This window comes from Tritonibacter scottomollicae (genome assembly GCF_032924845.1).
GTDB lineage: Bacteria > Pseudomonadota > Alphaproteobacteria > Rhodobacterales > Rhodobacteraceae > Epibacterium > Epibacterium scottomollicae.
The window spans coordinates 36,635-62,908 of the sequence record NZ_CP136702.1; the positions used below are offsets into that span (position 1 = coordinate 36,635).

General features: G+C 61.1%; 10 protein-coding genes. 5 read left to right on the forward strand and 5 right to left on the reverse strand.

Features of this window, described 5'->3' with window-relative positions:
* Window positions 1–44: 44 nt before the first annotated feature.
* The gene (locus R1T40_RS00155; protein ID WP_317384059.1) at window positions 45–12,365 is read right to left on the reverse strand and encodes a hypothetical protein; all 12,321 of its coding nucleotides are present in this window, start codon (window positions 12,363–12,365) and stop codon (window positions 45–47) included.
* 718 nt (window positions 12,366–13,083) lie between these two features.
* Entirely contained in the window at window positions 13,084–14,145 is a 1,062-nt protein-coding gene (locus tag R1T40_RS00160) for a zinc ABC transporter substrate-binding protein (protein WP_317384060.1), read from the reverse strand.
* A 103-nt stretch (window positions 14,146–14,248) separates the two neighbouring features.
* On the opposite strand from R1T40_RS00160, the gene R1T40_RS00165 reads away from it, so the two are divergent.
* Genes R1T40_RS00165 through R1T40_RS00175 form a run of 3 tightly spaced genes read left to right on the forward strand, consistent with a single transcriptional unit; the run spans window position 14,249 to window position 16,283 of the window.
* Window positions 14,249–14,719 (forward strand): transcriptional repressor, encoded by a 471-nt coding sequence (locus R1T40_RS00165; RefSeq protein ID WP_106164652.1) that lies wholly within the window; start codon window positions 14,249–14,251, stop codon window positions 14,717–14,719.
* A 5-nt stretch (window positions 14,720–14,724) separates the two neighbouring features.
* The gene (locus R1T40_RS00170; RefSeq protein ID WP_317384075.1) at window positions 14,725–15,471 is read left to right on the forward strand and encodes a metal ABC transporter ATP-binding protein; all 747 of its coding nucleotides are present in this window, start codon (window positions 14,725–14,727) and stop codon (window positions 15,469–15,471) included.
* A 5-nt stretch (window positions 15,472–15,476) separates the two neighbouring features.
* Entirely contained in the window at window positions 15,477–16,283 is an 807-nt protein-coding gene (locus tag R1T40_RS00175) for a metal ABC transporter permease (RefSeq protein WP_317384061.1), read from the forward strand.
* A 15-nt stretch (window positions 16,284–16,298) separates the two neighbouring features.
* Here the strand turns inward: R1T40_RS00175 and R1T40_RS00180 are convergent, their stop codons facing one another.
* Together R1T40_RS00180 and R1T40_RS00185 are read right to left on the reverse strand one after the other, a co-directional pair.
* Window positions 16,299–18,617: a response regulator gene (locus tag R1T40_RS00180; protein WP_317384062.1), complete on the reverse strand. Its 2,319-nt coding sequence runs from the start codon at window positions 18,615–18,617 to the stop codon at window positions 16,299–16,301.
* The gene (locus R1T40_RS00185) at window positions 18,614–19,435 is read right to left on the reverse strand and encodes a PhnD/SsuA/transferrin family substrate-binding protein (protein WP_317384076.1); all 822 of its coding nucleotides are present in this window, start codon (window positions 19,433–19,435) and stop codon (window positions 18,614–18,616) included. The genes R1T40_RS00180 and R1T40_RS00185 overlap by 4 nt, the downstream gene beginning before the upstream one ends.
* Window positions 19,436–19,680: 245 nt before the next feature.
* Here R1T40_RS00185 and R1T40_RS00190 point away from each other — a divergent pair, with 245 nt between their 5' ends.
* Complete coding sequence (locus R1T40_RS00190; protein WP_317384063.1) at window positions 19,681–23,739, forward strand: PEP/pyruvate-binding domain-containing protein; 4,059 nt, start codon at window positions 19,681–19,683, stop codon at window positions 23,737–23,739.
* Between the two features lie 66 nt (window positions 23,740–23,805).
* Window positions 23,806–24,723: a MurR/RpiR family transcriptional regulator gene (locus tag R1T40_RS00195; protein ID WP_317384064.1), complete on the forward strand. Its 918-nt coding sequence runs from the start codon at window positions 23,806–23,808 to the stop codon at window positions 24,721–24,723.
* A 50-nt stretch (window positions 24,724–24,773) separates the two neighbouring features.
* Here R1T40_RS00195 and R1T40_RS00200 read toward each other — a convergent pair whose 3' ends face one another.
* Window positions 24,774–26,195, reverse strand: coding sequence for an alanine/glycine:cation symporter family protein (locus R1T40_RS00200; RefSeq protein ID WP_106164656.1), 1,422 nt, complete (start codon window positions 26,193–26,195; stop codon window positions 24,774–24,776).
* Between the last annotated feature and the right edge of the window lie 79 nt (window positions 26,196–26,274).

A 26,274-nucleotide genomic window follows, 5' to 3' on the forward strand; every position in this document is an offset into this window, starting at 1 on the left:
CTCCCCATTGTGCAACGCGCGCCCTCAAAAGAGCGCGCGTGTTTTCAGAACTGTAGCCGCATCTGCGCGGTGACACCCCAACCATCGAGTTGATCTCCAAAGCGGCCATCAACACGAATGGAGGTATCCAGCTGACGCGCGGACAAGAAGGCCGAGCCCGGGTCCAAGATACGGGTGTAGTTCAACCCAAGGCTAAGTTCGCCATACTCGCTCAGCAGGTCGTTGCTTGCATCAAGCGGCGCGCCAAGCTTGTTGCCCGCTGCATCAAGCTGATAATAGCTCGCACCGGCAACATCGGCGAAATCGCGATAATAGCTCAGCGTGCCGAAGTAATTGAGCGCGGCAAGACCCGACGGGCGCACAGTGCTCCGGGACAGGGTCAACGAGGCAAAGCCAACCTTGTTGGTGATCGGATCAAACTCCAGCACGCCGTCGTCATCAGGATCAGACTTGTCATTGGAGAAATAGACACTGTCGGCCGTTGTCCGACTATAGGCAAAGCCAAGCGTGGGGATGAAATTGATGCCCTCGCCAAGACCCGTCAGCGGGATGGCATAGCCAAGCGAGCCGGAGATCGTTGAGCCCGAGCTGTCATAGCTTTGGTCGTCGGCACCGAGGCGCTCTCCGAACGGACCTGCGGCGGCGCGGTTTTGCAGATCATAGCTGGTGCGGTCCGTCCGCGCCTGCAGATCCGCCACCCAACGCCCTTTGGACGCGCCGAGATAGACACCGCCATAGATCTGGTCGAATTCGATATCGTTGCGGCTGGTCACAATGGACTCGTTTAGCGTGGCCGTCTGAGTATCGAAGAAAAAGACGGGCTGCGTGATTTTACCGCGGTTGACGCCGCCAATCACACCGTAGCTCAGGTTCCAACCGCCGATAACGCCCTTAAAACAGCTATTGTCAAAGCCGAACTGCAAACCGCCATAGGTGGCATCCACAACGGATTCAAACTGTCCGAGCTGAGTTTCAGCCGACCCGGAGGCAGAAACCCGCCCCCCGGTCGCCCTTGCCCAAGCGCCATTGCCGCACAGATCGTCCCCTTCACCGGCGGCAGCAAGGCCCGAAATATACGGACTTGTGGGTCGGTTGATCACGGACCCCATCAAGGATTGCGCCACCGTCAGACCGCTCGCCAGACCTGCAAAGGCCGGATTGGCACCGGACACCAGAGAGACCTGCCCTCCTGACGTATCATTGGTCAACGCATATAGAATGGCGCCTGTCGACGGGAGGCCGGTGGAGCTGACACTCAGCCCTCCATTGGATCCATAGCTCAACACCGAAAGCGGCGCGTCCAGCGCTGGCTGATCCGCGCCAGAAAGGTTGTTGAACGCAAAGACCACATTCCCCGAGACCGCGCCCGAGACAGAAATCTGGTCCACACCCTGCGCCCCGGTTGTCGCCAAATCGATATCCACCGCAACCACACCTGAAAGGTCCGCGTTGCCATCAATTGTTAGCCGGGTCGAGATGTCATCATCCGCCAGGGACAGCACGCCATCGGAGGTGTTGGTGAAGTTCCCGCTGATCGAAGAGGTGCCCAGGGCCTGCATCTGGCCCATGTTGCGCAGCGTGCCAGCAGCCACACCCGCATCCGTCAAGGCGAGGGTTCCAAAATTCTCCACATCCGCGGCAGCAAACGTCCCACCAACAATGCCAAACGCGGCATCCGTTGCATTGGCACTGCCATTGCGGAACGTGTCGCCAACAGTCAAATCGCCCGCAACGCTGAATGTACCGAAGTTTGCGGTCTCACCCGCAATCCCAGCCGCAGCGCCCGAAGCCACAGCGACAACACCGCCCTCGGCATTGTTGAGACCGCCGGAAATCTGGCCAGCAAGCGCCGCATTGCCACTGTTGTCGAGATCCCCCGCAAGCGTTCCGGAGCGAAGCTCCAACATCGCTGTATTCTCCAGGTCCGCTGCAAGCGTCCCACCGTCAAACAAGAGGTTGGCAGTGTTCTCATAGAGACCCGACGCAAGCGTGAAGGTGCCGTCTTGCAAGGTGACCAACACGTCGGAGCTCTCCTGGCTGACAGCGCCGCCGAGTGAAAGATCGCCAGACACCGTCAGCGCCGCCCTATCGCCGAGTGTGAGGTTCCCCGAGATATCCCCCGATGCCGATGACACCGAAGCTCCGGCAAGAGCCAGGGTTCCAAGAGACGCGCCCTCGGCAACAAAGGTCCCATCCGTAATCGAGACCTGATCCGCCGTGCCGCTCAGGCTGAGCGTGCCAGCGCTCGTCACATCGGCCGCAGTTCCCGCGATGCCCAATGTACCGTCGCTTTCAACCGTGCTGGACCCGGTGACCGTCGCATCTTCGCCCACCACAACAACGGCGTTCGAAATCGAGAGCGCCCCAGAGACAGAGCCACCCTCCAAACTTCCGGTCCCCCCGTCGAAGGTCAGCGCAGCGCTCGCCCCCGCGGTTTGGGTGAAGCTCCCCCCGGACTGCGTGACATTGCCGAGGGTGCCGCTGTTGATTGTGCTGCCTGCGGTTTGGGTCAGGTCGGCTGTGAGGGTGCCTGTGTTCTCAAAGCTGCCCGTGTTTGCCAGACCACCGGCGACGCTCAGCGTGCCGGCGTTGGACAGGCTGCCGCTGTTGCTCAGCTCGTCCAGCCCCAGGCGCGCGCCGGAGTTGATCTCGACCGTGCCCGCGTTGCGCAGATCCGTCTGCGTGGCAGACACAACGGTCCCCGCGCCGAGGATAAACTCACCGTCTTGCAGGTTGTTGAAAACATTGGCCGAACCGTCACCGATGGTGACCGTGTCACTGCTGGCGCCTGCCGTCACGATCTGCCCGGCGTTGTTGATCGCCGTATCCGTATCGCCAAGGTTCGCCGCGATCGTGCCCGATCCGTCAAACCGGATCAGCCCACCGTCGGCATTGTTGATGGCGCCCGCATCCAGAACCGAAGCCCCGTCCGCCAGCGTGAGTGTTCCGCTGTTATCAAGCGTGTTGCCCAGCCCCTCCAGCGTCCCGCCGGCGCCAATGGCCAGCGTACCGCTGTTGTCAATGCTCTGCGCCGTCAGCTCAGCACCTGCGCCGATAATCATCGCATTGCTGTTGCGCAGCACGCCAAGCCCCGTCAACCCGGCGCCAGCCTCGATCTCAAAGCTGCCCGCGTTGGTGATATCAACGCCATTGCCCGCGATCTGAGCTGTCACCCGCGTGGTGGAACCCGCCAGAGTCGTCACGTCCTGTGCCGCCGTAAGATCACGGCCAAGCTCGAGCGTGCCTGCGTTCTCGACCTCTGCGTCAAAAATCACATCGCTCACCACCGCATCTGCTGCAAGCCGGACCACGTCAGCCCCAACGCTGAACGATCCGACGCTGCCGTCGATGGTGCCGTTGATCGTCAGCACCCCGGTGACCGAAAGCGCAGCCCCGCTCTGGGTCGCGATGATCACGCCATCATTGGTCACGTCTCCCGCAACCGAAGTGGTGCCCGAGAGCTCGAGCCGGCCCTCCTCCGCGATCAGCACATCATCGCTGAAGCTGCCGCCCTGCGAGACCAGAACCGCATCCGCGCCCACCGAGGTCACACCGCTGATCGTGCCCGAGGTCGTCACCGTGCCCCCGGTCAGTGTCACATCCCCGGTCACCGTCCCACTGTTTGTCAATGCGCCACCCGAGACCGCAACCGCCCCCGAAATCGCGCCCGTGTTCGTCACAGATCCGCCCGACAGGTCCAGACCACCGCTCAGCTGCTCTGTGTTCAGGCTGCCCCCGGTCACGGTCGCGCCCCCGGTGATGGTGCCCGTATTTGTGACAGTGCCGCCAGATAGATCCAGGCCGGCAAGGCTTCCTGCGGTGTTCAACACCCCGTCCGATACCGCGGTCTGGCCAAGCACCGCGCCGCTATTGGTCACCCAACCTTGCGCGTCTGACAGAGTCAGCGTGCCGCTGATCGCGCCGGCATTGGTCAGCGTCCCCCCCGTTACCGACACCTGGCCAATCACCCCGGTGCCCCCATTCGTGAAGGTCCCGCCGGACAGTGCCAGCGCCCCGGTCACCGTCCCGCTGTTCGATCCGGTCCCCCCGGACTGCGTGATATTGCCGAGGGTGCCGCTGTTGATTGTGCTGCCTGCGGTTTGGGTCAGGTCGGCTGTGAGGGTGCCAGTGTTCTCAAAGCTGCCCGTGTTTGCCAGACCACCGGCAACGCTCAGCGTGCCGGCGTTGGACAGGCTGCCGCTGTTGCTCAGCTCGTCCAGCCCCAGGCGCGCGCCGGAGTTGATCTCGACCGTGCCCGCGTTGCGCAGATCCGTCTGCGTGGCTGACACAACGGTCCCCGCGCCGAGGATAAACTCACCGTCTTGCAGGTTGTTGAAAACATTGGCCGAACCGTCACCGATGGTGACCGTGTCACCGCTGGCGCCTGCCGTCACGATCTGCCCGGCGTTGTTGATCGCCGTATCCGTATCGCCAAGGTTCGCCGCGATCGTGCCCGATCCGTCAAACCGGATCAGCCCGCCGTCGGCATTGTTGATGGCGCCCGCATCCAGAACCGAAGCCCCGTCCGCCAGCGTGAGTGTTCCGCTGTTATCAAGCGTGTTGCCCAGCCCCTCCAGCGTCCCGCCGGCGCCAATGGCCAGCGTACCGCTGTTGTCAATGCTCTGCGCCGTCAGTTCAGCACCCGCGCCGATGATGATCGCATTGCTGCTGCGCAGCACCCCAAGCCCCGTCAACCCGGCACCAGCCTCGATCTCAAAGCTGCCCGCGTTGGTGATATCAACGCCATTGCCCACGATCTGAGCCGTCACGCGCGTGGTGGAACCCACCAGAGTCGTCACGTCCTGTGCCGCCGTAAAATCACGGCCCAGCTCGAGCGTGCCCGCGTTCTCGACCTCCGCGTCGAAAATCACATCGCTCACCACCGCATCGGCCGCAAGCCGGACCACGTCAGCCCCAACGCTGAACGACCCGACGCTGCCGTCGATGGTGCCGTTGATCGTCAGCACCCCGGTGACCGAAAGCGCAGCCCCACTCTGGGTCGCGATGATCACGCCATCATTCGTCACGTCTCCCGCAACCGAAGTGGTGCCCGAGAGCTCGAGCCGGCCCTCCTCCGCGATCAGCACATCATCGCTAAAGCTGCCGCCCTGCGAGACCAGAACCGCATCCGCGCCCACCGAGGTCGCACCGCTGATCGTGCCCGAGGTCGTCACCGTGCCCCCGGTCAGTGTCACATCCCCGGTCACCGTCCCACTGTTTGTCAACGCACCACCCGAGACCGCCACCGCCCCCGAAATCGCGCCCGTGTTCGTCACAGATCCACCCGACAGCGTGATCGAGTCTGCCACGGTCAATGTGCCACTATTGGTCACCTCGCCATCGGACTGAAGCGACGCCAGCGTCAGCGCCGCACCCGTGCCAATGTTGACACCGCCCGAATTTGACAGATCGAGACCGGTACCAGAAAGCGTATCGCCCGCCGCAACATCCAGCACACCCTCGGCCTCGATGTTCAGACCGCTTGCGGCCGAAATCAAAACCGTGCCGCCGCCCGCCGCGGTCTGCAGCCTGCCGTCTTCGGCAATCACGAACCGGTCCGCTCCGGTCAGGGAGGCGCCGGCGGCAAGTGTGGCGGTTCCGCCAATGCTCAAGTCCGCCGCGCTAAAGGCCGCATTTTGCCCCAAGTCCAGACGACCAGCACCCGCGTACTGAGCCAGGCCAGTCAAACCCGTGTCATCTGCGAGCACGAGCGTCCCGTCATTGCTCAGGCTTTGATCTGTGCCGGAAATCTCCGCCGTAACGGTAACCTCGCCCGTATCAACGATAGTCAGGCTGTGGGTCAGATCGCTCGAAAGCTCCAGCGACCCTGCGACCCGCAGCGCCGCATCAAGGCTCACATTGCCGGTGATACTGGACCCGGTCACGACCTCGATCTCATCGGCGGTGATCACCAGCCCCGAGGTTCCGCCGACCAAATCACCGACGTTGACAAAACGCCCGCCCGTCACCGTCAATGTTGTCGCAACACTGTCGGAGGAGGCAAGACGGCCCAGGTTGGTCACGTCACCGCTGCTGGTGATTGCCCCTGACAGCGTCGCGCTGGCATTCTCGGAAATCATCAACCCCGCGAAACTGCCGCCATTTGTGGTGAGGCTGGCCGTATCAGACAGGGTGACAAGACCGCTTGTCGTCCCGTTCTGGATCAGCGAACCGTCCCCGGACATCGTCAGCGCATTGACGATTGTACCGGAGTTGGTGACACGCCCCGCACTGGTGAACGCGCCGGTCACGGTCAACGTCCCGTCATTGGTCAGGTTGCCGGCGTTCTGCAGATCGCCAGTGATCGATGTCATCCCAGAGAAATTTGCCTCCGCAGCAGCAGCAGGCAAATCTTCACCGTTGATGGTCACATCGCCGTCAAATGTCCCATTGTTGGCACTCAGCACCGTGCCCGCCTCGGCGAGGGTCATGCCTCGGATGGTCGCGGTGTTGCTGAACGTACCATCGCGCACTGTCACATCACCGGTGATCGTGCCGGCGTTGCTGAGGGTGCCGCCATCAACCGTGATGGAGGAGTTCGCATCCATCGTTGTGCTCAGCGTCAGCGTCCCGGAGGAGACCGTCACCCGCTCAAGCCCGTCAAAGGCACCGCCAAAGGTCACATCACCAGTGGTCTCAAGCGCAAGCGCCTCCTCCGTCCCATCAAAGGTTCCGTTGAATCCGCCCGCCCCGGTCGAGGCGATCACAAGATCCGTCGTGCCATCTAGCCCGTCCAGCTCAGAGGTGAAAATGCGCCCGTCACCCGACAGGGCTGAAATGGTCGTATCTTCCCCGGCCAGATCAAGCGCGGCGCCAGCCGCAATGCTAAGCGGCGCATCCGCAAGCAGCGCAACCGCCCCGCTTGACCCCAACGCCACCGTGCCCGCGTCAATCGACAGGGTCGCGCCCGCGCCGCTTGTCACATCACTCGACGCCAGCGTCAGAACTCCGGAGCTTGCCGAGAGCGACAGATCGCCGTCCAGCGACAGATCGCCGGTCAGCTGTGTCGTGCCGTCGCTACTGATCTGCGCGCTCACCCCCGTCGCAACCGAGAGATCATTGCCCAGTACGGCAACATCCGCGAGGCTCAGCACAGGTGCCGCATTCGCCACGCCTGCATCCGCCACAAAGGCAATGCCGCCAGACGACAGCGTGGTCGTCTGCGTCAGCCCAAGCGTGCCATCGGCGATCTCCAACCTGCCGCCAAAGCCGCTGAGATCCCCGCTCAGGATCAAGGCATCGCCAGAGGTTTCCGTCCGCAGCACCGACACCGCGTCGCCGGTCAGCGCACCGGAATAGGCAAAGCCCTCACCCGCCACGCCAGAGCCGACAGCCAGCGTATGGCCCGCAAGCGCAACTGTTCCGCCGCCCGCAAGCGTCGCAATCGTCTCGTCGCCCGCAAGGGTGAAGCTCCCGTCCACGTCAAGCGCCGTCGCATCCGTCAGCGCCCCGCCTGCGGTCGACAAGCTGGCCGCATTTGCAATCGTCACCGCCGCATCGCCCAGGGTCGCGCCAGATTGCAGATCCAACGCCACCGTGCCCGCGTCAATCGACAGGGTCGCGCCCGCGCCGCTTGTCACATCCCCCGATGCCAGCGTCAGAACACCCGAGCTTGCCGAGAGCGACAGATCGCCGTCCAGCGACAGATCGCCGGTCAGCTGTGTCGTGCCGTCGCTACTGATCTGCGCGCTTACCCCCGTCGCAACCGAGAGATCATTGCCCAGTACGGCAACATCCGCGAGGCTCAGCACAGGTGCCGCATTCGCCACGCCTGCATCCGCCACAAAGGCAATGCCGCCAGACGACAGCGTGGTCGTCTGCGTCAGCCCAAGCGTGCCATGGGCGATCTCCAACCTGCCGCCAAAGCCGCTGAGATCCCCGCTCAGGATCAAGGCATCGCCAGAGGTTTCCGTCCGCAGCACCGACACCGCGTCGCCGGTCAGCGCACCGGAATAGGCAAAGCCCTCACCCGCCACGCCAGAGCCGACAGCCAGCGTATGGCCCGCAAGCGCAACCGTCCCTTCGCCCGCAAGCGTCGCAATCGTCTCGTCGCCCGCAAGGGTGAAGCTCCCGTCCACGTCAAGCGCCGTCGCATCCGTCAGCGCACCGCCCGCCGTCGACAGGCTGGCCGCATTTGCAATCGTCACCGCCGCATCGCCCAGGGTCGCGCCAGATTGCAGATCCAGCGCCACCGCGCCCGCGTCAATCGACAGGGTCGCGCCCGCGCCGCTTGTCACATTACCCGACGCCAGCGTCAGAACTCCGGAGCTTGCCGAGAGCGACAAATCGCCGTCCAGCGCCAGATCACCGGTCAGCTGTGTCGTGCCGTCGCTGCTGATCTGCGCACTCACCCCCGTCGCAACCGAGAGATCATTGCCCAGCACCGCAACATCCGCGAGGCTCAGCACAGGTGCCGCATTCGCCACGCCTGCATCCGCCACAAAGGCAATGCCGCCAGACGACAGCGTGGTCGTCTGCGTCAGCCCAAGCGTGCCATGGGCGATCTCCAACCTGCCGCCAAAGCCGCTGAGGTCGCCGCTCAGGATCAAGGCATCGCCAGAGGTTTCCGTGCGCAGCACCGACACCGCGTCGCCGGTCAGCGCACCGGAATAGGCAAAGCCCTCACCGACCACGCCAGAGCCGACAGCCAGCGTATGGCCCGCAAGCGCAACTGTTCCTTCGCCCGCAAGCGTCGCAATCGTCTCGTCGCCCGCAAGGGTGAAGGTCCCGTCCACGTCAAGCGCCGTCGCATCCGTCAGCGCCCCGCCCGCAGTCGACAGGCTGGCCGCATTTGCAATCGTCACCGCCGCATCGCCCAGGGTCGCGCCAGATTGCAGATCCAGCGCCACCGCGCCCGCGTCAATCGACAGGCTCGCGCCCGCGCCGCTTGTCACATTACCCGACGCCAGCGTCAGAACACCCGAGCTTGCCGACAGCGACAGATCGCCGTCCAGCGACAGATCGCCGGTCAGCTGTGTCGTGCCGTCGCTACTGATCTGCGCGCTCACCCCCGTCGCAACCGAGAGGTCATTGTCCAGCACCGCAACATCCGCGAGGCTCAGCACAGGTGCCGCATTCGCCACGCTTGCATCCGCCACAAAGGCAATGCCGCCAGACGACAGCGTGGTCGTCTGCGTCAGCCCAAGCGTGCCATGGGCGATCTCCAACCTGCCGCCAAAGCCGCTGAGATCACCGCTCAGGATCAAGGCATCGCCAGAGGTTTCCGTGCGCAGCACCGACACCGCGTCGCCGGTCAGCGCACCGGAATAGGCAAAGCCCTCACCGGCCACGCCAGAGCCAACAGCCAGCGTATGGCCCGCAAGCGCAACCGTCCCTTCGCCCGCAAGCGTCGCAATCGTCTCGTCGCCCGCAAGGGTGAAGGTCCCGTCCACATCAAGCGCCGTCGCATCCGTCAGCGCACCGCCCGCAGTCGACAGGCTGGCCGCATTTGCAATCGTCACCGCCGCATCGCCCAGGGTCGCGCCCGATTGCAGATCCAGCGCCACCGCGCCCGCGTCAATCGACAGGGCCGCGCCCGCACCGCTTGTCACATCCCCCGATGCCAGCGTCAGAACACCCGAGCTTGCCGAGAGCGACAGATCGCCGTCCAGCGCCAGATCGCCAGTCAGCTGTGTCGTGCCGTCGCTGCTGATCTGCGCGCTCACGCCCGTCGCAACCGAGAGGTCATTACTCAGCACGGCAACATCCGCGAGGCTCAGCACAGGTGCCGCATTCGCCACGCCTGCATCCGCCACAAAGGCAATGCCGCCAGACGACAGCGTGGTCGTTTGCGTCAGCCCAAGCGTGCCATGGGCGATCTCCAACCTGCCGCCAAAGCCGCTGAGGTCGCCGCTCAGGATCAAGGCGTCGCCAGAGGTTTCCGTCCGCAGCACCGACACCGCGTCGCCGGTCAGCGCGCCGGAATAGGCAAAGCCCTCACCGGCCACGCCAGAGCCGACAGCCAGCGTATGGCCCGCAAGCGCAACCGTCCCTTCGCCCGCGAGCGTCGCAATCGTCTCGTCGCCCGCAAGGGTAAAGGTCCCGTCCACATCAAGCGCCGTCGCATCCGTCAGCGCCCCGCCCGCAGTCGACAGGCTCGCCGCATTTGCAATCGTCACCGCCGCATCGCCCAGGGTCGCGCCCGATTGCAGATCCAACGCCACTGTGCCCGCGTCAATCGACAGGGCCGCGCCCGCGCCGCTTGTCACATCCCCCGACGCCAGCGTCAGAACACCGGAGCTTGCCGAGAGCGACAGATCGCCGTCCAGCGCCAGATCGCCGGTCAGCTGTGTCGTGCCGTCGCTACTGATCTGCGCGCTCACCCCCGTCGCAACCGAGAGATCATTGCCCAGCACGGCAACATCCGCGAGGCTCAGCACAGGTGCCGCATTCGCCACGCCTGCATCCGCCACAAAGGCAATGCCGCCAGACGACAGCGTGGTCGTCTGCGTCAGCCCAAGCGTGCCATGGGCGATCTCCAACCTGCCGCCAAAGCCGCTGAGGTCCCCGCTCAGGATCAAGGCGTCGCCAGAGGTTTCCGTCCGCAGCACCGACACCGCGTCGCCGGTCAGCGCACCGGAATAGGCAAAGCCCTCACCCGCCACGCCAGAGCCGACAGCCAGCGTATGGCCCGCAAGCGCAACCGTCCCTTCGCCCGCAAGCGTCGCAATCGTCTCGTCGCCCGCAAGGGTGAAGGTCCCGTCCACATCAAGCGCCGTCGCATCCGTCAGCGCCCCGCCCGCAGTCGACAGGCTGGCATTGCCACCAATTGCAATCTCCGTACTGGCCAGGCTTGCCCCCGCTTGCAGGTCAAGCACACCTGTCCCGGTCAGGTTTGTGGCACCGGTATAGCTCAGCTGATTGGCACCGGTCAGGCTGCCGTCTGCGATCACCAGCGCGCCATCACCTGAAATATCCCCAGTGAAGGCGGTTGTTGCCCCGGTCAGCGTCAGACTTGCATCAGACGCGTCCAGCGCGACAGTTCCGGCACCGCTCAATTGACCCGCAGACAGGCCCTGCCCGGTCAGGGACAATGTGCTGTTGGCCGCAAGGGAAACCATGTCGGAAACCGTAGAATTGTCCGACGCGAGGGTCAGCGCTCCGGCATTTAGCGTCAGATTTGAGAGGGTTACATCCCCATTCAGCAGCTGATCGCCCCCGGCAATAGCCAGAGTGCCTGCCGGCCCATTTATGGTTCCGTCAAAACCGGCGAGTGGCGTGGTCGCCCCCGAAAGCAGCGTCAGTGTAGTGTCCCCATCCAACACAACGGCACCGGTCCCGCTCAGGGTGTCGAGAGAGACATCCTCGTCAAGGTGCAGCGTGCCGTTGTCGCGAATCGTCGCGCCAAAAGTCGGGTCGCTGGTTGCGGCAAATGTCGCGGTGACACTGCCAATGCCGCCGGTTTCGCCGATGTCGATGGCCCCACCAAAATCGCCCTCCACCAAGAGAGCCCCCGAGACAACCCGCAGCGCGCCCACACCGACATTGCCCAAAAGCGCGACATCGGCACCATTGATCGCCAGGGTGCCATTTGCACCTTCGATGGCGCCGCTTACGGTCTGCAGCCCAAGCGCCGCAGCCGTCGTTCCCTGGGCAACGGTCAGGGTTTGCCCATCCGCGATGGTGAGAAGGGTTGACGCGTCAGCCAAGGCGAGCCCCCCCACGGTCTCGCTTGCACTGACCAGAACACCGGCGCCCGTCTCGACCGCCAACTGCCCGGCATCGGACAGCGCGTCCCCGCCCGTAACCTCCAGCGTGCCGCTCAGGACGCTTGTGTCCGCGCTACGACTGTCGGTCCCAGAGAGGGTCAGCGTGTTTCCTGCGCCTGCATCAATTTCCAGGTCGCCGGTGCCAGTCAGATCCGCAGTGATTTCAGATCCGTCTATCTCATTGGTGACACGAAGAGTGGAGGCGAGATCGAAGGTAATCTCGCCATCATCATTCTCACCGTCAAAATCGCTCGCGACAGACCCGGTCAGAGTCAACTCCGCAGGGAGACCGGGGTCAGTACTCTCGAAACGAAGTGTCGCCCCGCCGTTTGGGGTGGCGAACACGAAAGCGTTACTCTCACTGTTGATGCTGAGAGAGTTCACAACATAAGTGTCGCCCTCAAGCGAGGACGCAAACTGCCCAGGCGACAGCGCGTCATCGAAGATCAGATCATAAGGCGTATCGCCGGGCGCCGTATTCCCCACAGGCAACGACACGTCCAAGTCGTTGATATCAAGCCAGTTTTGGCTGCTCCAATCAGAACTTCCGACAGCACCACCCTGCCATGAGAACGTATCCGCAGTGCCGGAGTGCGGCAAAGACGCAAAGATCAGTGCCAGCGCGGTGCTTCGCAACGAAAGGCCAATGCTCGGCATGCGACGCGCCGGCTCACGCAAGAAAAATACAAGCTCGCGATAAATCAAAACAGTCTCCGGCAAAAATCAGAATAAAAGAAACACCGAAATTTCGGTCAGTCCTAAGGGCGGCATCAACACGCGGCAAAAATCAGAAACACATTCCGAATTAGAGATGCATGAGCACCAATACCGCTAGCAGTCTAAATTTCGAGTGCAACCTAGAGGCGTGACGTTGGAGAGGCAAGCTTACTTTAACAAATGCTGAACGCTGCGATAGCACCGAGCGCCGTCCGCTAGCCGTCACAGGATCGACATCAAGAAGTCAGGCCGCTCTACCACGTGGGTTCTGGCGGTAGGGTTCCAGACTTTCGCACTGGCTTGGCCGATCTTACACCTCGTCACCCGACACGCATGATCCGGCGGACGCTGTGATCGTCTTCAAGCTCACCCAGCTTCCAAACGACGTGATTTTGTCTGCCGCCTGATCTTACGTGCCTTTCGGGCATCCTATCGCGATCCCGAAGCAAACATGGATGATGAGAAAAAGGGCTGTGCCATGGTGTCGATCTGTTCGTGGGCCTATGAGGCATCCATGAAGAGCCAGACAGGTGCCCCGATGGCGGGCCGCTCCCCGGCGCACCGAGCCAATCGCCCGGAATGTGATCCGCCTTAGTGCTTGTTGCAGCGGCCACGAGGCCGCTGCAACAAGGCGAGGTCGTGAATAACGTTAAATCTCTCAGTTCGACAGACACTCCACAAAGCGTGCGCCGGTGTCCGCCAGAAGGTCTGTGTAAAAGGACGCCCCCGCTTCAATCTTTGTTCCAAGCGGGTCGATGACCACAGATGCGACCTCTGCGCCTTCGGTAACAGTGCGTACCAAACCGGGGTTGAATTGAGGCTCGGAGAAAACGCAGGAGACGTCCGCCGCAAGAATTGCATCACGGATTTCTCCGACACGCGCAACACTGGGGTCCGAAGCATCACCAAGAGAAATCGCGCCCAGAGACTTCAGTCCAAAGCTGGTTTCAAAATACTGATATGCGTCGTGAAATACCACGAACTGCCCATCTGTTTGCTCCAGCTCCGCCCCCAGGCTCTGGACCAATTCATCAATTTCGGCCTGACCAGCAAGCGCATTGCTCTGATAGATCTCGGCATTGGCCGGATCGATCTTTGCCAGCTCTTCGGCGATCAACGCAAGCCACTGCTTGCCATTCTGCGGAGCAAGCCAGGCATGCGGATCCAGGCCTTCGTGACTGTGCCCACTATGATCATGGCCGTGATCTCCGTGATCGTGATCATCGTGGTCGTGGCCATGATCCTCGTGAGCATGCTCATCTTCGGCGTGATCGTGGTCATGGCCATCCTCGTGATCGTGGTCATCCTCATGATCATGTCCGTGGTCGTGGTCGTGGTCGTGGTCGTGGTCGCTTTGAGCGAACACGACGCCCTCGCGAAAGTCCAGCCGGGTTGTGCCCGGTGCGTCGAGCAACGAAACGATCGTTGCCTCTGCCGCCAATTCGCTGAGGGAATCAGCAAGCCAGGGCTCCAGCTCATCACCAATCCAGAACACCGCATCAGACGAAGACAACGCGCGCGCATCCGACGGGCGCAGACTGTACCCATGCGGCGAGGCACCCGGCGGCACCAAAACGTCGGGCTCTCCAACACCCGCCATGACACGCGCCACCAGCCCCTGCACCGGAGCGATGTCAGTCACAACACGCGGCGCGTCGGCAAAGGTTGGCAATGCAGAAACGCCCAGCAGGACGGCGGGCAAGAGGGATCGAGTGAACATGAGAGCTCCAGAATGGGTTGTTATATCATAACGTTCATTTGGCTTGATAAACGTCATGTTGTAACATATCAATCCAAAATCACGCCAACCCCGAGGAGCTCTCATGGACAGTATTGGCTTTGCCTCTCACGACCATACCCGCTGCATTTCGGGAGGGCTGGAAACGGTTGAGACCTTCTGCAAGGCGAACCGCCTGCAGTTCACGCCGGTTCGCCGCCGGGTTCTGGAGATTTTGCTTCAGCAACATCGCGCACTCGGCGCATATGAAATCCTCGATTATCTTCGACGCGAAGGCCTTGGCTCACAGCCCCCAGTCGCCTATCGCGCATTGGATTTTCTGGTGAAACATGGGTTCGTCCACAAGATCGAACGCCTCAATGCGTTCATTGCATGTATGCATCCCGGCGAAACCCATACCCCGGTTTTCATGATCTGCCGCGAATGCGACAGCGTCGCCGAAGCACACCGCGAGCCGATGCAGGGGCAGTTGGGCGATGCTGCGCGGGCCGCCGGGTTCCTGATCGAACGCACCGTGGTCGAAGCGGAAGGGCTATGTCCCAAATGCCAGGGCTGAGCGATATGCGACTGGTCACTCTGACGAACGCGACAATCCGTCATAGCGGCACACCGGCGCTCGACAATATCGCCTTTCACATCGACAAGGGTGAGATCGTCACCATTCTGGGGCCCAATGGATCGGGGAAGTCGACCTTGCTGCGTGCCATCATTGGCGCCCTACCCCTGAGCGACGGCACCCTTGAGCGGGCCGAGGGCCTTCGTATTGGCTACGTGCCGCAAAAGTTGCATATCGACCCCACCTTGCCGTTGACGGTAAAACGCTTTCTCAACCTGCCCGTGCGGATCAGCGATAGCGCCGCAAAGGCCGCCCTCACAGACGCCGGTGTTCCGGGGCTGATCAATCGCCAGATGACCGGGCTTTCGGGAGGTCAGATGCAACGCGTTCTGCTCGCGCGCGCATTGCTATCCAAACCAGACCTGCTCATCCTGGACGAGGCAACGCAGGGGCTGGACCAACCCGGCTCCGCTGCCTTCTACCAAAAGATCGAAACCGTACGCACAGAACTCGGGTGCGCGATATTGATGGTCAGCCACGAATTGCATGTGGTCATGGCAGCCTCGGATCGCGTGATCTGTCTGAATGGGCATATCTGCTGTGAAGGGGAACCCGCACAGGTCGCCAGCGCGCCCGAATACCAAGCGCTGTTCGGGACCGGAACCCATGGCACTTTGGCACTTTATCGACACGAGCATGACCATAGCCATGATTGCGCGCATGATCATGCTGAACCGGAACACAGGCACTGATATTCATGACTATTCTGGATGACTTCATGGTGCGTGCCGCGCTCGCCGGTATTGGTGTTGCACTTGCGGCCGCGCCTCTGGGCTGCTTCGTCGTCTGGCGGCGCATGGCCTATTTCGGCGACGCGACCGCGCATGCCTCCATTCTCGGCGTCGCCCTCGCCCTGAGCTTTGATGTTTCGATCTTCGGGGGCGTTCTGGTCACGGCCCTGCTGATGGCCGGAACGATCTCAGTTCTCAGCGGACGCGGCTATGCCATGGATACGTTGCTGGGTGTTCTAGCCCACAGTGCGCTGGCCTTTGGCCTGGTGGCCGTGTCTTTCCTGCAGGGCGTCCGCGTGGACCTGATGGGCTATCTGTTTGGAGACATCCTCGCCGTGTCGCGGGGGGACCTTGCCGTTGTGTGGTCGGGCGCCGTTTTGGTGCTGGTTTTGCTGTGGTGGCGTTGGTCATCGCTGCTGACTGCGACACTGAACCCCGAACTTGCACGCGCGTCAGGCGTTTCACCGCAGCGGGAACAGCTGGTACTGACTCTTGCCCTTGCCATCGTCGTTGCCGTCGCCATCAAAGTTGTGGGCGTGCTGTTGATTGCGGCGATGTTGCTTATACCAGCGGCGACCGCACGCGCCTTTTCGACAACCCCGGAGCGCATGGCCTGCCTCGCCACACTGATCGGATGCGCGTCAGTGATCGCAGGTATGTATCTTTCGTTCAACATGGACACCCCAACCGGTCCGACCATCGTCAGCACGGGCACTGGGTTTTTCATTGGTGCAAGCCTCCTCGCGCTCCTCGCCAAGGCGTGGCGTAGCTGACAGGCGTAGGAGGCCTCAGGCGTTCTTCTGTTTGGGCGACGTATCAGTCGCGACCAGATCCTCGTCCGCCCATTTATGCAACGCCTCCAGCAACGCATGCTTACGGATGGGTTTGCTCAGGAAGTCATCCATGCCAACCTCCAGGCAAGCCGTCTCATGACTCTGCAGTGCATTTGCAGTCAAGGCAACGATCGGCACTCTTTTCAACTGGTTATCAGCTTCATGGCGCCGGATTTCCAGGGTCGCCTCAAGGCCATCCTTTACCGGCATCATCATGTCCATAAGAACAAGATCGGGCCCGGTTTCACGATATAGGTCTACCGCCTCTTGGCCATTCACCGCGATGATAATTTCGACATTCTCAGCTCTCAGCATCCGGCTGACAACCACTTGATTGATACGGTTGTCCTCGGCCATCAGAAGCTTCAGCCTCCGCCGGAAGGCAACAGCATCATCCTTGCGCGGCGCGTGGGTGCTGTCGGCCTCCTCCGCACCGAGCGCTCCGCTTACAACCGTCCGCAACTGATCCGCGCGTACAGGTTTCAGCACCTGCCAGCATGACCCGATATCCGCCAACATGGCTTGCGACAATGCCGGGTCGACCGAGGAAATGACGATAATCGGCACCTGACTGAAGTGAGGCAGGTCCCGAATGCGCAGGGCAAGCTCATACCCATCGCTGTCGGGCATATTGAAATCGAGAAAGATAAGATCGCAGGCTTCCGCCGCATCGCGCATGTCGTCGAGACGTAGCATCGTCTCCATAGCCGAGGCCGCTTCGGTCACCCGCATTCCCCAGGACCGTAGCCGTTCCCCTAGAATTCTGCGGTTCAATTCAAGGTCATCAACAACAAGGGCCTGCAGTCCGGACACCGGCTGTTCCGAAAGGAATGCAACCGGAGCGTCATCGCTGGTTGGCAGGCGAATATCGATGGCGAACACCGAGCCCCGGCCCTCGCTCGACGTGACATGGATACGCCCCTGCATGAGTTGTAGCAGGCGCGTGGAAATCGCAAGGCCCAGACCCGTACCCTCGAAATTCCGCGTGGCGGCACCGTCAGCTTGCTCGAAGGCATGGAAAATCCGGTCAAGCTTTTCCGCAGGAATGCCAATTCCGGTGTCCACGACAGAAATACGCAGGTCCATGTCCTGCTCCCGCATCGTGCCCGTCACATCTATATGTACGGTTCCTTGGGATGTGAACTTTACAGCATTGCCAACCACATTTGTGATGATCTGACGAATGCGCCCTGCATCTCCTTCATAGAACTCAGCAAGATCGGGATCAAACCGCAGGGTAAGTTGAACCCATTTTTCCGCAGCCTTCGGCGCGAGCAGCGTCACGACGTCTTCAATCACGGTCCGCAAGTTGAAGGTGGCTGTGTTCAGTTCCAGCTTGCCCGCCTCAATTTTAGAAAAATTGAGGATATCGTTGATGATCGTCAGAAGCGCGTTCCCCGACTTCACGATCGTATCGGTATACATCTCCTGATCTGGCGTTAGATCCGTCTCTCGCAGGACCTCGGCCATGCCGATCACGCCATTCATCGGGGTCCGGATCTCATGGCTCATATTAGCAAGGAATTCTGACTTGGCCCGGCTGGCAATCTCGGCCTCTTCACGCGCCACTTCAAGCGCCTCTTCCCGTTCATCGCGTTCGGCAAAACTGTCTTCCAAGACCGCGACAGAGACATTCAACGCCTGAAATTCCCGGCTTGCGTACCACGGCAATAGCACATGCCCCGTCTTCGCCCCGGCAACCGCGTTCGACATCCGCGCATGCACCACATGCAAAGGATTAAGCGCAAGCCGGTACACCAAATAGAGCATCAGCATGGACATCGTGACAACCGCCAGAACGGTCCAGGTAATCGTCTGGCGCACCTTGTCCAACACGATTTCCTGCCCCTCTTCGGTCGACCACTGAACAATCATGGTGCCAAATACGAAGCCCTCGAACTCCACCGGGCGTCGATACATCACGTAGTCTTCGGCGCGGTCCACGACGCCATTCGAGGCCTCTGCAATGGTCTCCCCTTCGCCATTCTCGATCCGGATCGACATGATCTTGGGGTAGCGCGTGATCGCTTCGACCAGCCCGGTTTCCAACACCGGCACATCCTCGACGATGATCGCTTCGAGCATCAAACCACTCAGCAAAGACACGGTCAGATTGGCTTGATCGCCCAATTGCTCGCTGACGCGCTGCACCTCATAGCGACGGGCCACCCCTCCCACCGCCACCACAACAAGCAGCGCGGCGAGAGCCATGGACACGACGATCTGGGACAGAATTCCGGTCCGTTGCAGGAGTTTTCGAAGGGCTGCCTTCAAAAGTCACGACTCCGCTTCATGGCGCGCCGCACAAAATCGTAGTCCGCATCGACGCCCGCCAAAAATCCGTTCTTCGCCACACGCTTTACAATTTCCTCGTTGTCCGCCGAAAGCATGACACGCTGCATTGCCTCAAACACCCGCGGGTCCAGGTCAGACCGCGCGAGCCAAGGCTTGGTCACATTATCAAAAGACGCGAGCGCGCGAATGGGGACACCCTTGGCCACCAGCTCCTTGAAAGTGCTTTCCTTAAGAGCACCGGCACTGAACTTCCCGGCACCCACAGCTTCGCCGACCAAGTCATGACGGCCCAAATAGGCGTAGCCGTGCAGATCATTGGCCGAAATACCCGCGTCCAGCAGATAGGACTGAGACAGGTATCGACCAATCGTCGACAGCTCATCCCCGAACGCAAAAGACAGTCCAACCAAATCTTCGACGTTCTCGATTGCGCTATCCTTGTGGACCGCGATGACACCCTTGAAGCGTTTTTCGCCCTTCTTTGACTCCATCGCGATGATCGAGATGCCAGAGTTGCGATCCATCGCGTGGACATAAGAGGCGGGCCCGAACCGGGCAAAGTCCACGCGGCCGCTCGCCAGATCATCAATGCTGGCCTCGTAGTCCTTCGATATCCGCAGATTGATCGTCACCTCTTCGTCGAGCAAAGCCTCCATCCGCGTTTCCAGAAACGTCAGGAAGGGGCGGTATTTCCGCACCGTCGCAGAGGGTTTGTCCGCCGCATAGGTTCCGAACACCAGCTCAATTCCCGCGCGAGCAGGCACAGTGGTCACGATCCCGGTCACCAAGGCAACCATGATGACCAGCAGCAGCTTTACCAAACCGCAACGGGCAGGCGCACCAGTCGGGAACGGTCTGCCGATTGTGTCTACGGAAGGCATGCAATTCTCCTTTTTCAGCGCATTGAATCTCATCTCAAGCTCAATACGCCCGCTTCCCACCAACTCTATGACAAAGTTACGCCGAAAACTTATTGAAAATTAACCGTTAATTGCCCTCAGCGCGCAAAAATTAACCATCTGGAAAGGAATGCGACGTTTCTATGACGCATCTCAAAACCGCTAGAGGGTTCCCGTTCCGTTCAGAAGGATTACTCGTGACTACACCAAACTCGCAACCTTGTATCGCCCGGTCGCTTAAAATTTGTTTTTGTTTATCTGTAATCACGGTGATTTATATCATCAGCGCCCGTGCCGCCCATGCGATCCCCTCCCCCGAGCTTGTCTTGGGGTCCGTCTCTTCGCTGTCGCAAATTCTTGCCGTGGTTGTGGCCACAGTCTCGGGTTTCGGGGCGATCATCGCCTCTCGACTTGGTTTGAAATCGCGAAACGGCAACCGCAGATATCCCGCCAAAACGATCACGGCGCTCGTCCTGGTGGCCGCCGGGCTTGGATTTGCCAATCACTGGCAATGGCAACAGCACAAATCCGACGAGCTGCAGCGCTTGCAGGCGACACTTGTCCGCCCCGCGCAATTTGATGGCACGGAGATCAAGGACGCAACCCTCAAAGAAACCAGCTACACGGCGCAGGAAACCCATCCGCAGGGTATCACCACAACAGATGCGGCCAGACTTCTGGGCCAAGGGCGCGTAAAGTTCTACGACATCCGCGAAACGGCGGAAAATGCCATGGGCACCCTGCCAGGGGCAACGCATGTGCGCTTTCCAGATTTCCGCCAATCGCCACCCGTCGCGCCCGGAGATCAGGTGGTTTTGTTTTGCCACAATGGCAATCGAAGCTCAGAGACATGCGCTGAACTCGCCAAGCTGGGCATAGATTGCCGCTTCATTTCCGGTGGCATCGAAAAGTGGATCGTCGAGGGGCGCCCCTTCTCTGACAGTCGCGTCCAAAGCCTGTCGGATCTGCGTGCAATTCCGGAATACCCGAACAAATCGCGGCTGCTCAGCACGGCTGACTTCACATCGCTCATCAACGCTGATGCGCTTCAGATCGTGGACACGCGCTATCCCGGTGACTTCGAAACGGGTCACTTGCCGGGAGCGATCAATATCCCCCTCCGCGCGCTGACAACCGAGGATCTGGAACACCGCATTGCCCAATTGCGCGACGTGCCGACGGTTGCGGCATGCTATGATCGACGCAGCTGCTTTATGAGCCAGGTTCTGGGGCTAGAGCTCACCCAGGCCGGGATCCCCTTTGAAGGTCGCTATACCGTGCCGTGGGAGTATTTCGTCGCCCCTGCCCCCAAACCCCATGTGGCAAACTGGCTGTCCGAACAGCAAACCGGCCTCTGGGATCGGACGGTTCAGGCCCTTAGCGATGCGCTTCTGTGGGGGCATAACAGGGCGCATATCCTTGTGAGCCTTTTGGTTCTGGCACTGATGTCGCGGGTTCTGGTCCTTCCCATCGCGCTCAAATCCGAACGGGATCAAATCACGCTTCGCGCCCATAAGCCCGCGCTAGAAGACCTCAAATCGAGGCTTGCCCATGACCCCATGCGCAAGGCACGCGCCATTCGGGCGTTTTATGCAGACCTCGGCCTGACGCCTATGCGCAATATGGCGGCCCTGCTGTTCCTGCCGGTGATGATGCTGGGGCTGCAAGCGGCGGAACATGCATCCGGTGGCATCAAGGAAGGCTTCCTCTGGATCAGCGACCTTGGTGCGCCAGACCCGACATGGATCGCACCAGTGCTGACCTGTCTTCTGGCTGGTGTCTACCTGCTGCTTGCGATCGCAAAATCCCGCCGCAGCGGCATCCTGTGGGTGGGCCTTGGTGTTCCGGCGCTGTTTGTCCTGACCATGGGGCTGTCGGCGGCTGGCAACCTGTATCTCTGCATCAGTCTGCTCGGCCTCTTGGCGCAGTATCTTTATGTGTCAGGCACATGGGCGCGCAGTAAAAACACGTTAGGAGCACTGTCCCGCCTGCCCGCTGGTGTTGTCAAACTGTCCAACACGCCAAAGCTCAGCACCGCCGGGAACAAGGCCTACCGCCTTTCGCAACTGGCGCAAGCCGGGTTTCCGGTCCCCAAGGCCGTTGTGCTGACAACCACGTTCCTGACCCGTTTTCAGAACGCCAATGCGCGTGAACGCGACGGGTTGGCACGCCGCGTCTGGACGTACATCGAACCATCACCCTGTGCCGTTCGCTCTTCGGCGAGCAATGAGGACGGCGCGGATCAGAGTTTTGCCGGGGTGTTCGACTCCGTTCTGGATGTCAGGCAGGACACACTGCGCGACGCGATTGACACGGTGCTTGCGTCCTTCACCTCCGAGCGCGCGGACAGCTATCAAGCCGCAACTGCAGGTCATGCCAATATTCTGGTGCAGCAAATGATCAACGCCACATATGCCGGTGTCCTGTTCACACAGGACCCGCAGGCCCCCGGCATGATGCTGATGGAGTGGGTTGAAGGATGTGGTGAGGATCTGGTGTCGGGGCGCAAGACACCCGGAACGGCCAGGTTTGGCCGCATCAGCGGATATGCTGCGCCGGAGGTTCAGGAGCCGCCATTTGATGTGCAGGCGCTGCTCAAGATGGGCCGATCCATCGAGGCGCTCTTTGAACAGCCACAGGACGTCGAATGGGCCTGGGCCGATGGCGAATTCTACATTCTGCAATCGCGCGACATCACAACCGTTTCCGTCGGCAGCCCGTCAGATCAAGCCAGCGCAGAAGAATGGCGGCGTTTGTTTGCCACTCAATCGACTACAGATCCGGAGGCCATAATCCTGGAACAGGATGAGATGAGCGAGGTATTGCCGCGTCCCACACCCTTGTCGTTCTCGCTGATGGGGCGGCTCTGGGCTCCCGGCGGCAGCCTTGACCTTGCGTCCCGCGCGCTTGGGCTACCGTACCAGCTCCCGGAAGGCGAAAACGCGCATCTCGTGCGGCTCTTTGGCAAGACCTATGTCGACACGCGGCTGAAGAAAAAACTGGTGATGGATCTAGGCGGAAATCGTGCCACTCGCCTGCGCAAGCAGCTTCGCCCCACACTGGACGGGTTTGAGCGACAGATCCTGCCGGCCTTGCGGGACCGGGTCGAAAACTGGCAGGCCATCCGCTTCGATGCGCTCTCGCAGCCAAAATTGCTCGCCGCGATCACGGAGTTGCAGGCCTATTTCGTCACCGACATCTACGTCGAGGCGGAAAAGATCAACCTTCTGGCGGCCTTCGCCATGCAGGAAGCCACCGCAGCGGCACAAGGCGACCCGGCGTTGCGTAGCCATCTGATGCAGGCAGATCTGACCTATTCACCGGCCAGCCTGCTGGCCCAATGCACCGGCACTGAAGACGAGGCGCAAGCCCGCGCCTTGGACCTGATGGGGCATCGCGCGATGTTCGACTACGAATTGTCCACCCCCCGCTATCTTGAGGCACCGGGGTTGCTGTTCTCACTACTCGACGCGTCTGCGGCGCCCCTCACGCCAGAGCAGCTGCCCGACAATGTGCCAACAGAGCTCAAGCAGACCATCGAGATGGCCATTGCCTTTCAGGATCTGAAGGAACGGGCCAAGCATGAATCGCTTCGGGTGCTCGCTGAACTGCGGCGCGCATTGGTCGCACTGGGCGCAAAGAGCACGCTGGGGGCATTGGTCTTCCACCTCACCCTTGATGAAGTGCTGCAGGGGGACTGGGACAGCCCAGAGGCGCTGCACGACATCGCCCAAGCCCGTAAGACCCACGACAAGCTGTGTCACGATCATGCGCCGACGGCCGTTCAGCTAAGCCTGCTGGATTGCGAACAGCTGAGCGCCGGAGCACCACAAATCCTCGAGGACGGCGCATTGGGCGGGACCTGTGTGGCGGGGTCAGGCACCGTGACCGGACAGGTGTTCCGAGTCACCGACGAGACCGCCTATGGCGACGCCGCGTTTGAAGGGTTTACACCCGGTGACATCCTGGTCTGTCACATGCTCAACCCCGCGTGGCTGCCGCAGGTTCAACAAGCCGGAGCGGTGGTGAGCGTCGTCGGAGGCTGGCTCAGTCACATGGCCATCGTGGCGCGAGAGAAAAACATTCTCATGCTAGTGGGCGCGCAGGGCGTGGACGGGCTGTCACAGGGACAGACGATCACGGTCACGGATGCGGGCGTCATCTCGACCGAGGAAGATCAGGCGCGCGAACGGAGCGCCTGACCGCAGCTTCAGACAGACCATATGTTTTGGCTTTCCCATTTTCAGAACATATGGTCTGGTTGCCCCATGACAGCGCCCATTGATCCACGGCAGGCCAACCGCTTGCTCGACACCCTCAAATCCCGCATTGAAACGCTGCCGGCAAAGCTGAAGACGGCTGCCAAATACGTCATCGACGCGCCGGGGGACTTCGGTCTTGACCCAATCCGTGTCACCGCCGCCAAGGCGGGCGTCAGCCCCAACACGTTGACGCGCCTCGCAGAAGCCTTCGGCTATTCCGGCTTTGAGAGTTTTCGCGCCCCCTTCCGCGCCGCGCTTGTAACCGCACGGGAGGCCGACCTTGGTGCGGATTGGCTCGATCAATTGGCAGCAGGGTCTCAAACCGGGGTGCTGCAGGCAAAAGCCGCACGCAACGCGCTCAATATCACGGCGCGCTCACTCCGGCTCATGACGGCAGAGCGCGTGGAAGCCATCATCGCTGCCATGACCTCCGCCCGGCACTGCTATGTCACGGCAAGCCGTTCCAGCCATGCGCTGGCGTATTACTTTCACTATGTCGGGCGCATGGCACTGCCATCACTGGAGCTCGTGCCCAGACACATGGGCGATGCGGCCGACGACCTGTTGGACATCGGACCAGAGGATTGCCTGTTCGTAATCACCTTCGCACCCTACTCGACCAGCACGATACGCGCCCTGCGGATGGCGCGGGACGCAGGTGCAACCATCGTCCTGCTGTCCGACAGCGACACGATCGCGCCTGGCGTACACGCCGATCATCAAGTGCTGTTCTCTACGCAGTCACCGCACAGTTTTGGCTGCCTGTCCGGCGCCATGGTGACGTTGGAGTGCCTGCTGTCGCATCTCATCGACGCGGGTGGCACAGCCGCCCAAGCCCGGATCGAACGCTATGAAGCGATGCGTCAGGACAGTGGCGCCTACTGGAGCGGTCGGCAGCTGCCACGCACCTCCAGCCGAACGTAAATAGGCCGCCCACTGAGGGGCGGCCTATCGCATGTCATACCTTCAAGAGATCAGCGACGCTTCGGCCACGCCTTGGGATCAAGGTCGAGGTCGGCAAAATCCTCGATATGCAGGATCGGACGCTCCACCCCGGCTTTCAGCTGCTTGCGGAAATCCTGCAGGACGCGAAGCGCGATCGGGAACAGCATCATCAGCGCAAGCAGGTTGACCAGCGCCAGAACACCCATCATCGGATCAGAGAAGAAGAACACCGATGTGGCATTTGGTGCCACCGCGCCGACAAATACGATCGCAACCACCACGAGCTTTAGCACAATCGTTGCAACCGGCGCCTTCGTCAGGACCGTGATGGCGTTTTCACCCAGATAATAGTTGTAGATCACCGACGAGAAGGCGAACAGCAGGATCGCCAACGTCATGAAATACTGCGTCCATTCGCCCAGGTGAGACACCATAGCCGTCTGGGTGAGCTCAATCCCGTCAATCCCCGTCGCCCCGGGCACATAGACATCGCTGAGCAGGATCACAAACGCTGTACAGCTACAAATCAGGATGGTGTCGATGAACACTGAGAACGCTTGGGTGATGCCCTGGCTGATGGGGTGATTGACTTCTGCGGTCGCCGCCACGTTGGGTGCAGACCCCAAACCCGCCTCATTCGAGAACAGCCCACGCCGCAAACCCTGTGCGATCGCGGCACCCATGCCACCGCTGACGGCCTCTTCGAAGCCGAACGCGTTGGACACGATGGTCGTCAGGACGCTGGGCACCTCACTCAAGTTGGTCAAAATCACGATCAGCGCCATCAGGATGTAGCCCACCGCCATGACAGGGACCACAACCTCAGAGGCCTTGGCAATGCGCCGAATGCCGCCAAAAACAATGAAGCCGGTCACGATCGCCAGGAAAACACCGGACCACATACGATCAATCCCGAGAGAGGCTTCGGCTGCACCGGCAACCGTGTTGCCCTGGAACGCATTAAAGCCAAGCGCGAAGGCCGCGATCAGAGAGATTGCGTAAAGTACCGCCAACCAACGATAGTTTTCCCCCAGACCGTGCAAGATAGCCCGTGCCGGTCCACCGCGATACTGACCCGTCAGAGGGTCCGCGCGCTTGAACAGCTGTGCGAGAGAGCATTCGACGAGGCTGGTGGCCATGCCGATAAGCGCAATGGCCCACATCCAGAACACGGCACCCGGCCCACCCAGAGTGATCGCAACCGCAACACCGGCGATATTGCCGCCGCCAACACGCCCGCCGACCGACACCAGAAGCGCTTCGCGGGCCGAAATTTTACCGGACTCGGTGCGACCACGGCCCAGAACGCGGAACATTCTTCCAAAAAACTGAAACTGCACAAAGCCGGTAGCGATCGTGATAAATGATCCGAATATCACCAAAATTGGGACCAGGGACCATCCCCAGGTCAGATCTCCGATCACACCGAAGACCTCTTGAAGCGCTTGCATGGCGTCTCTCTCCACTCACATTGAAAACCGCAGGTCGAATACGTGCGTGATCTTAGGGATGCAACGGCCCAATTGCTAC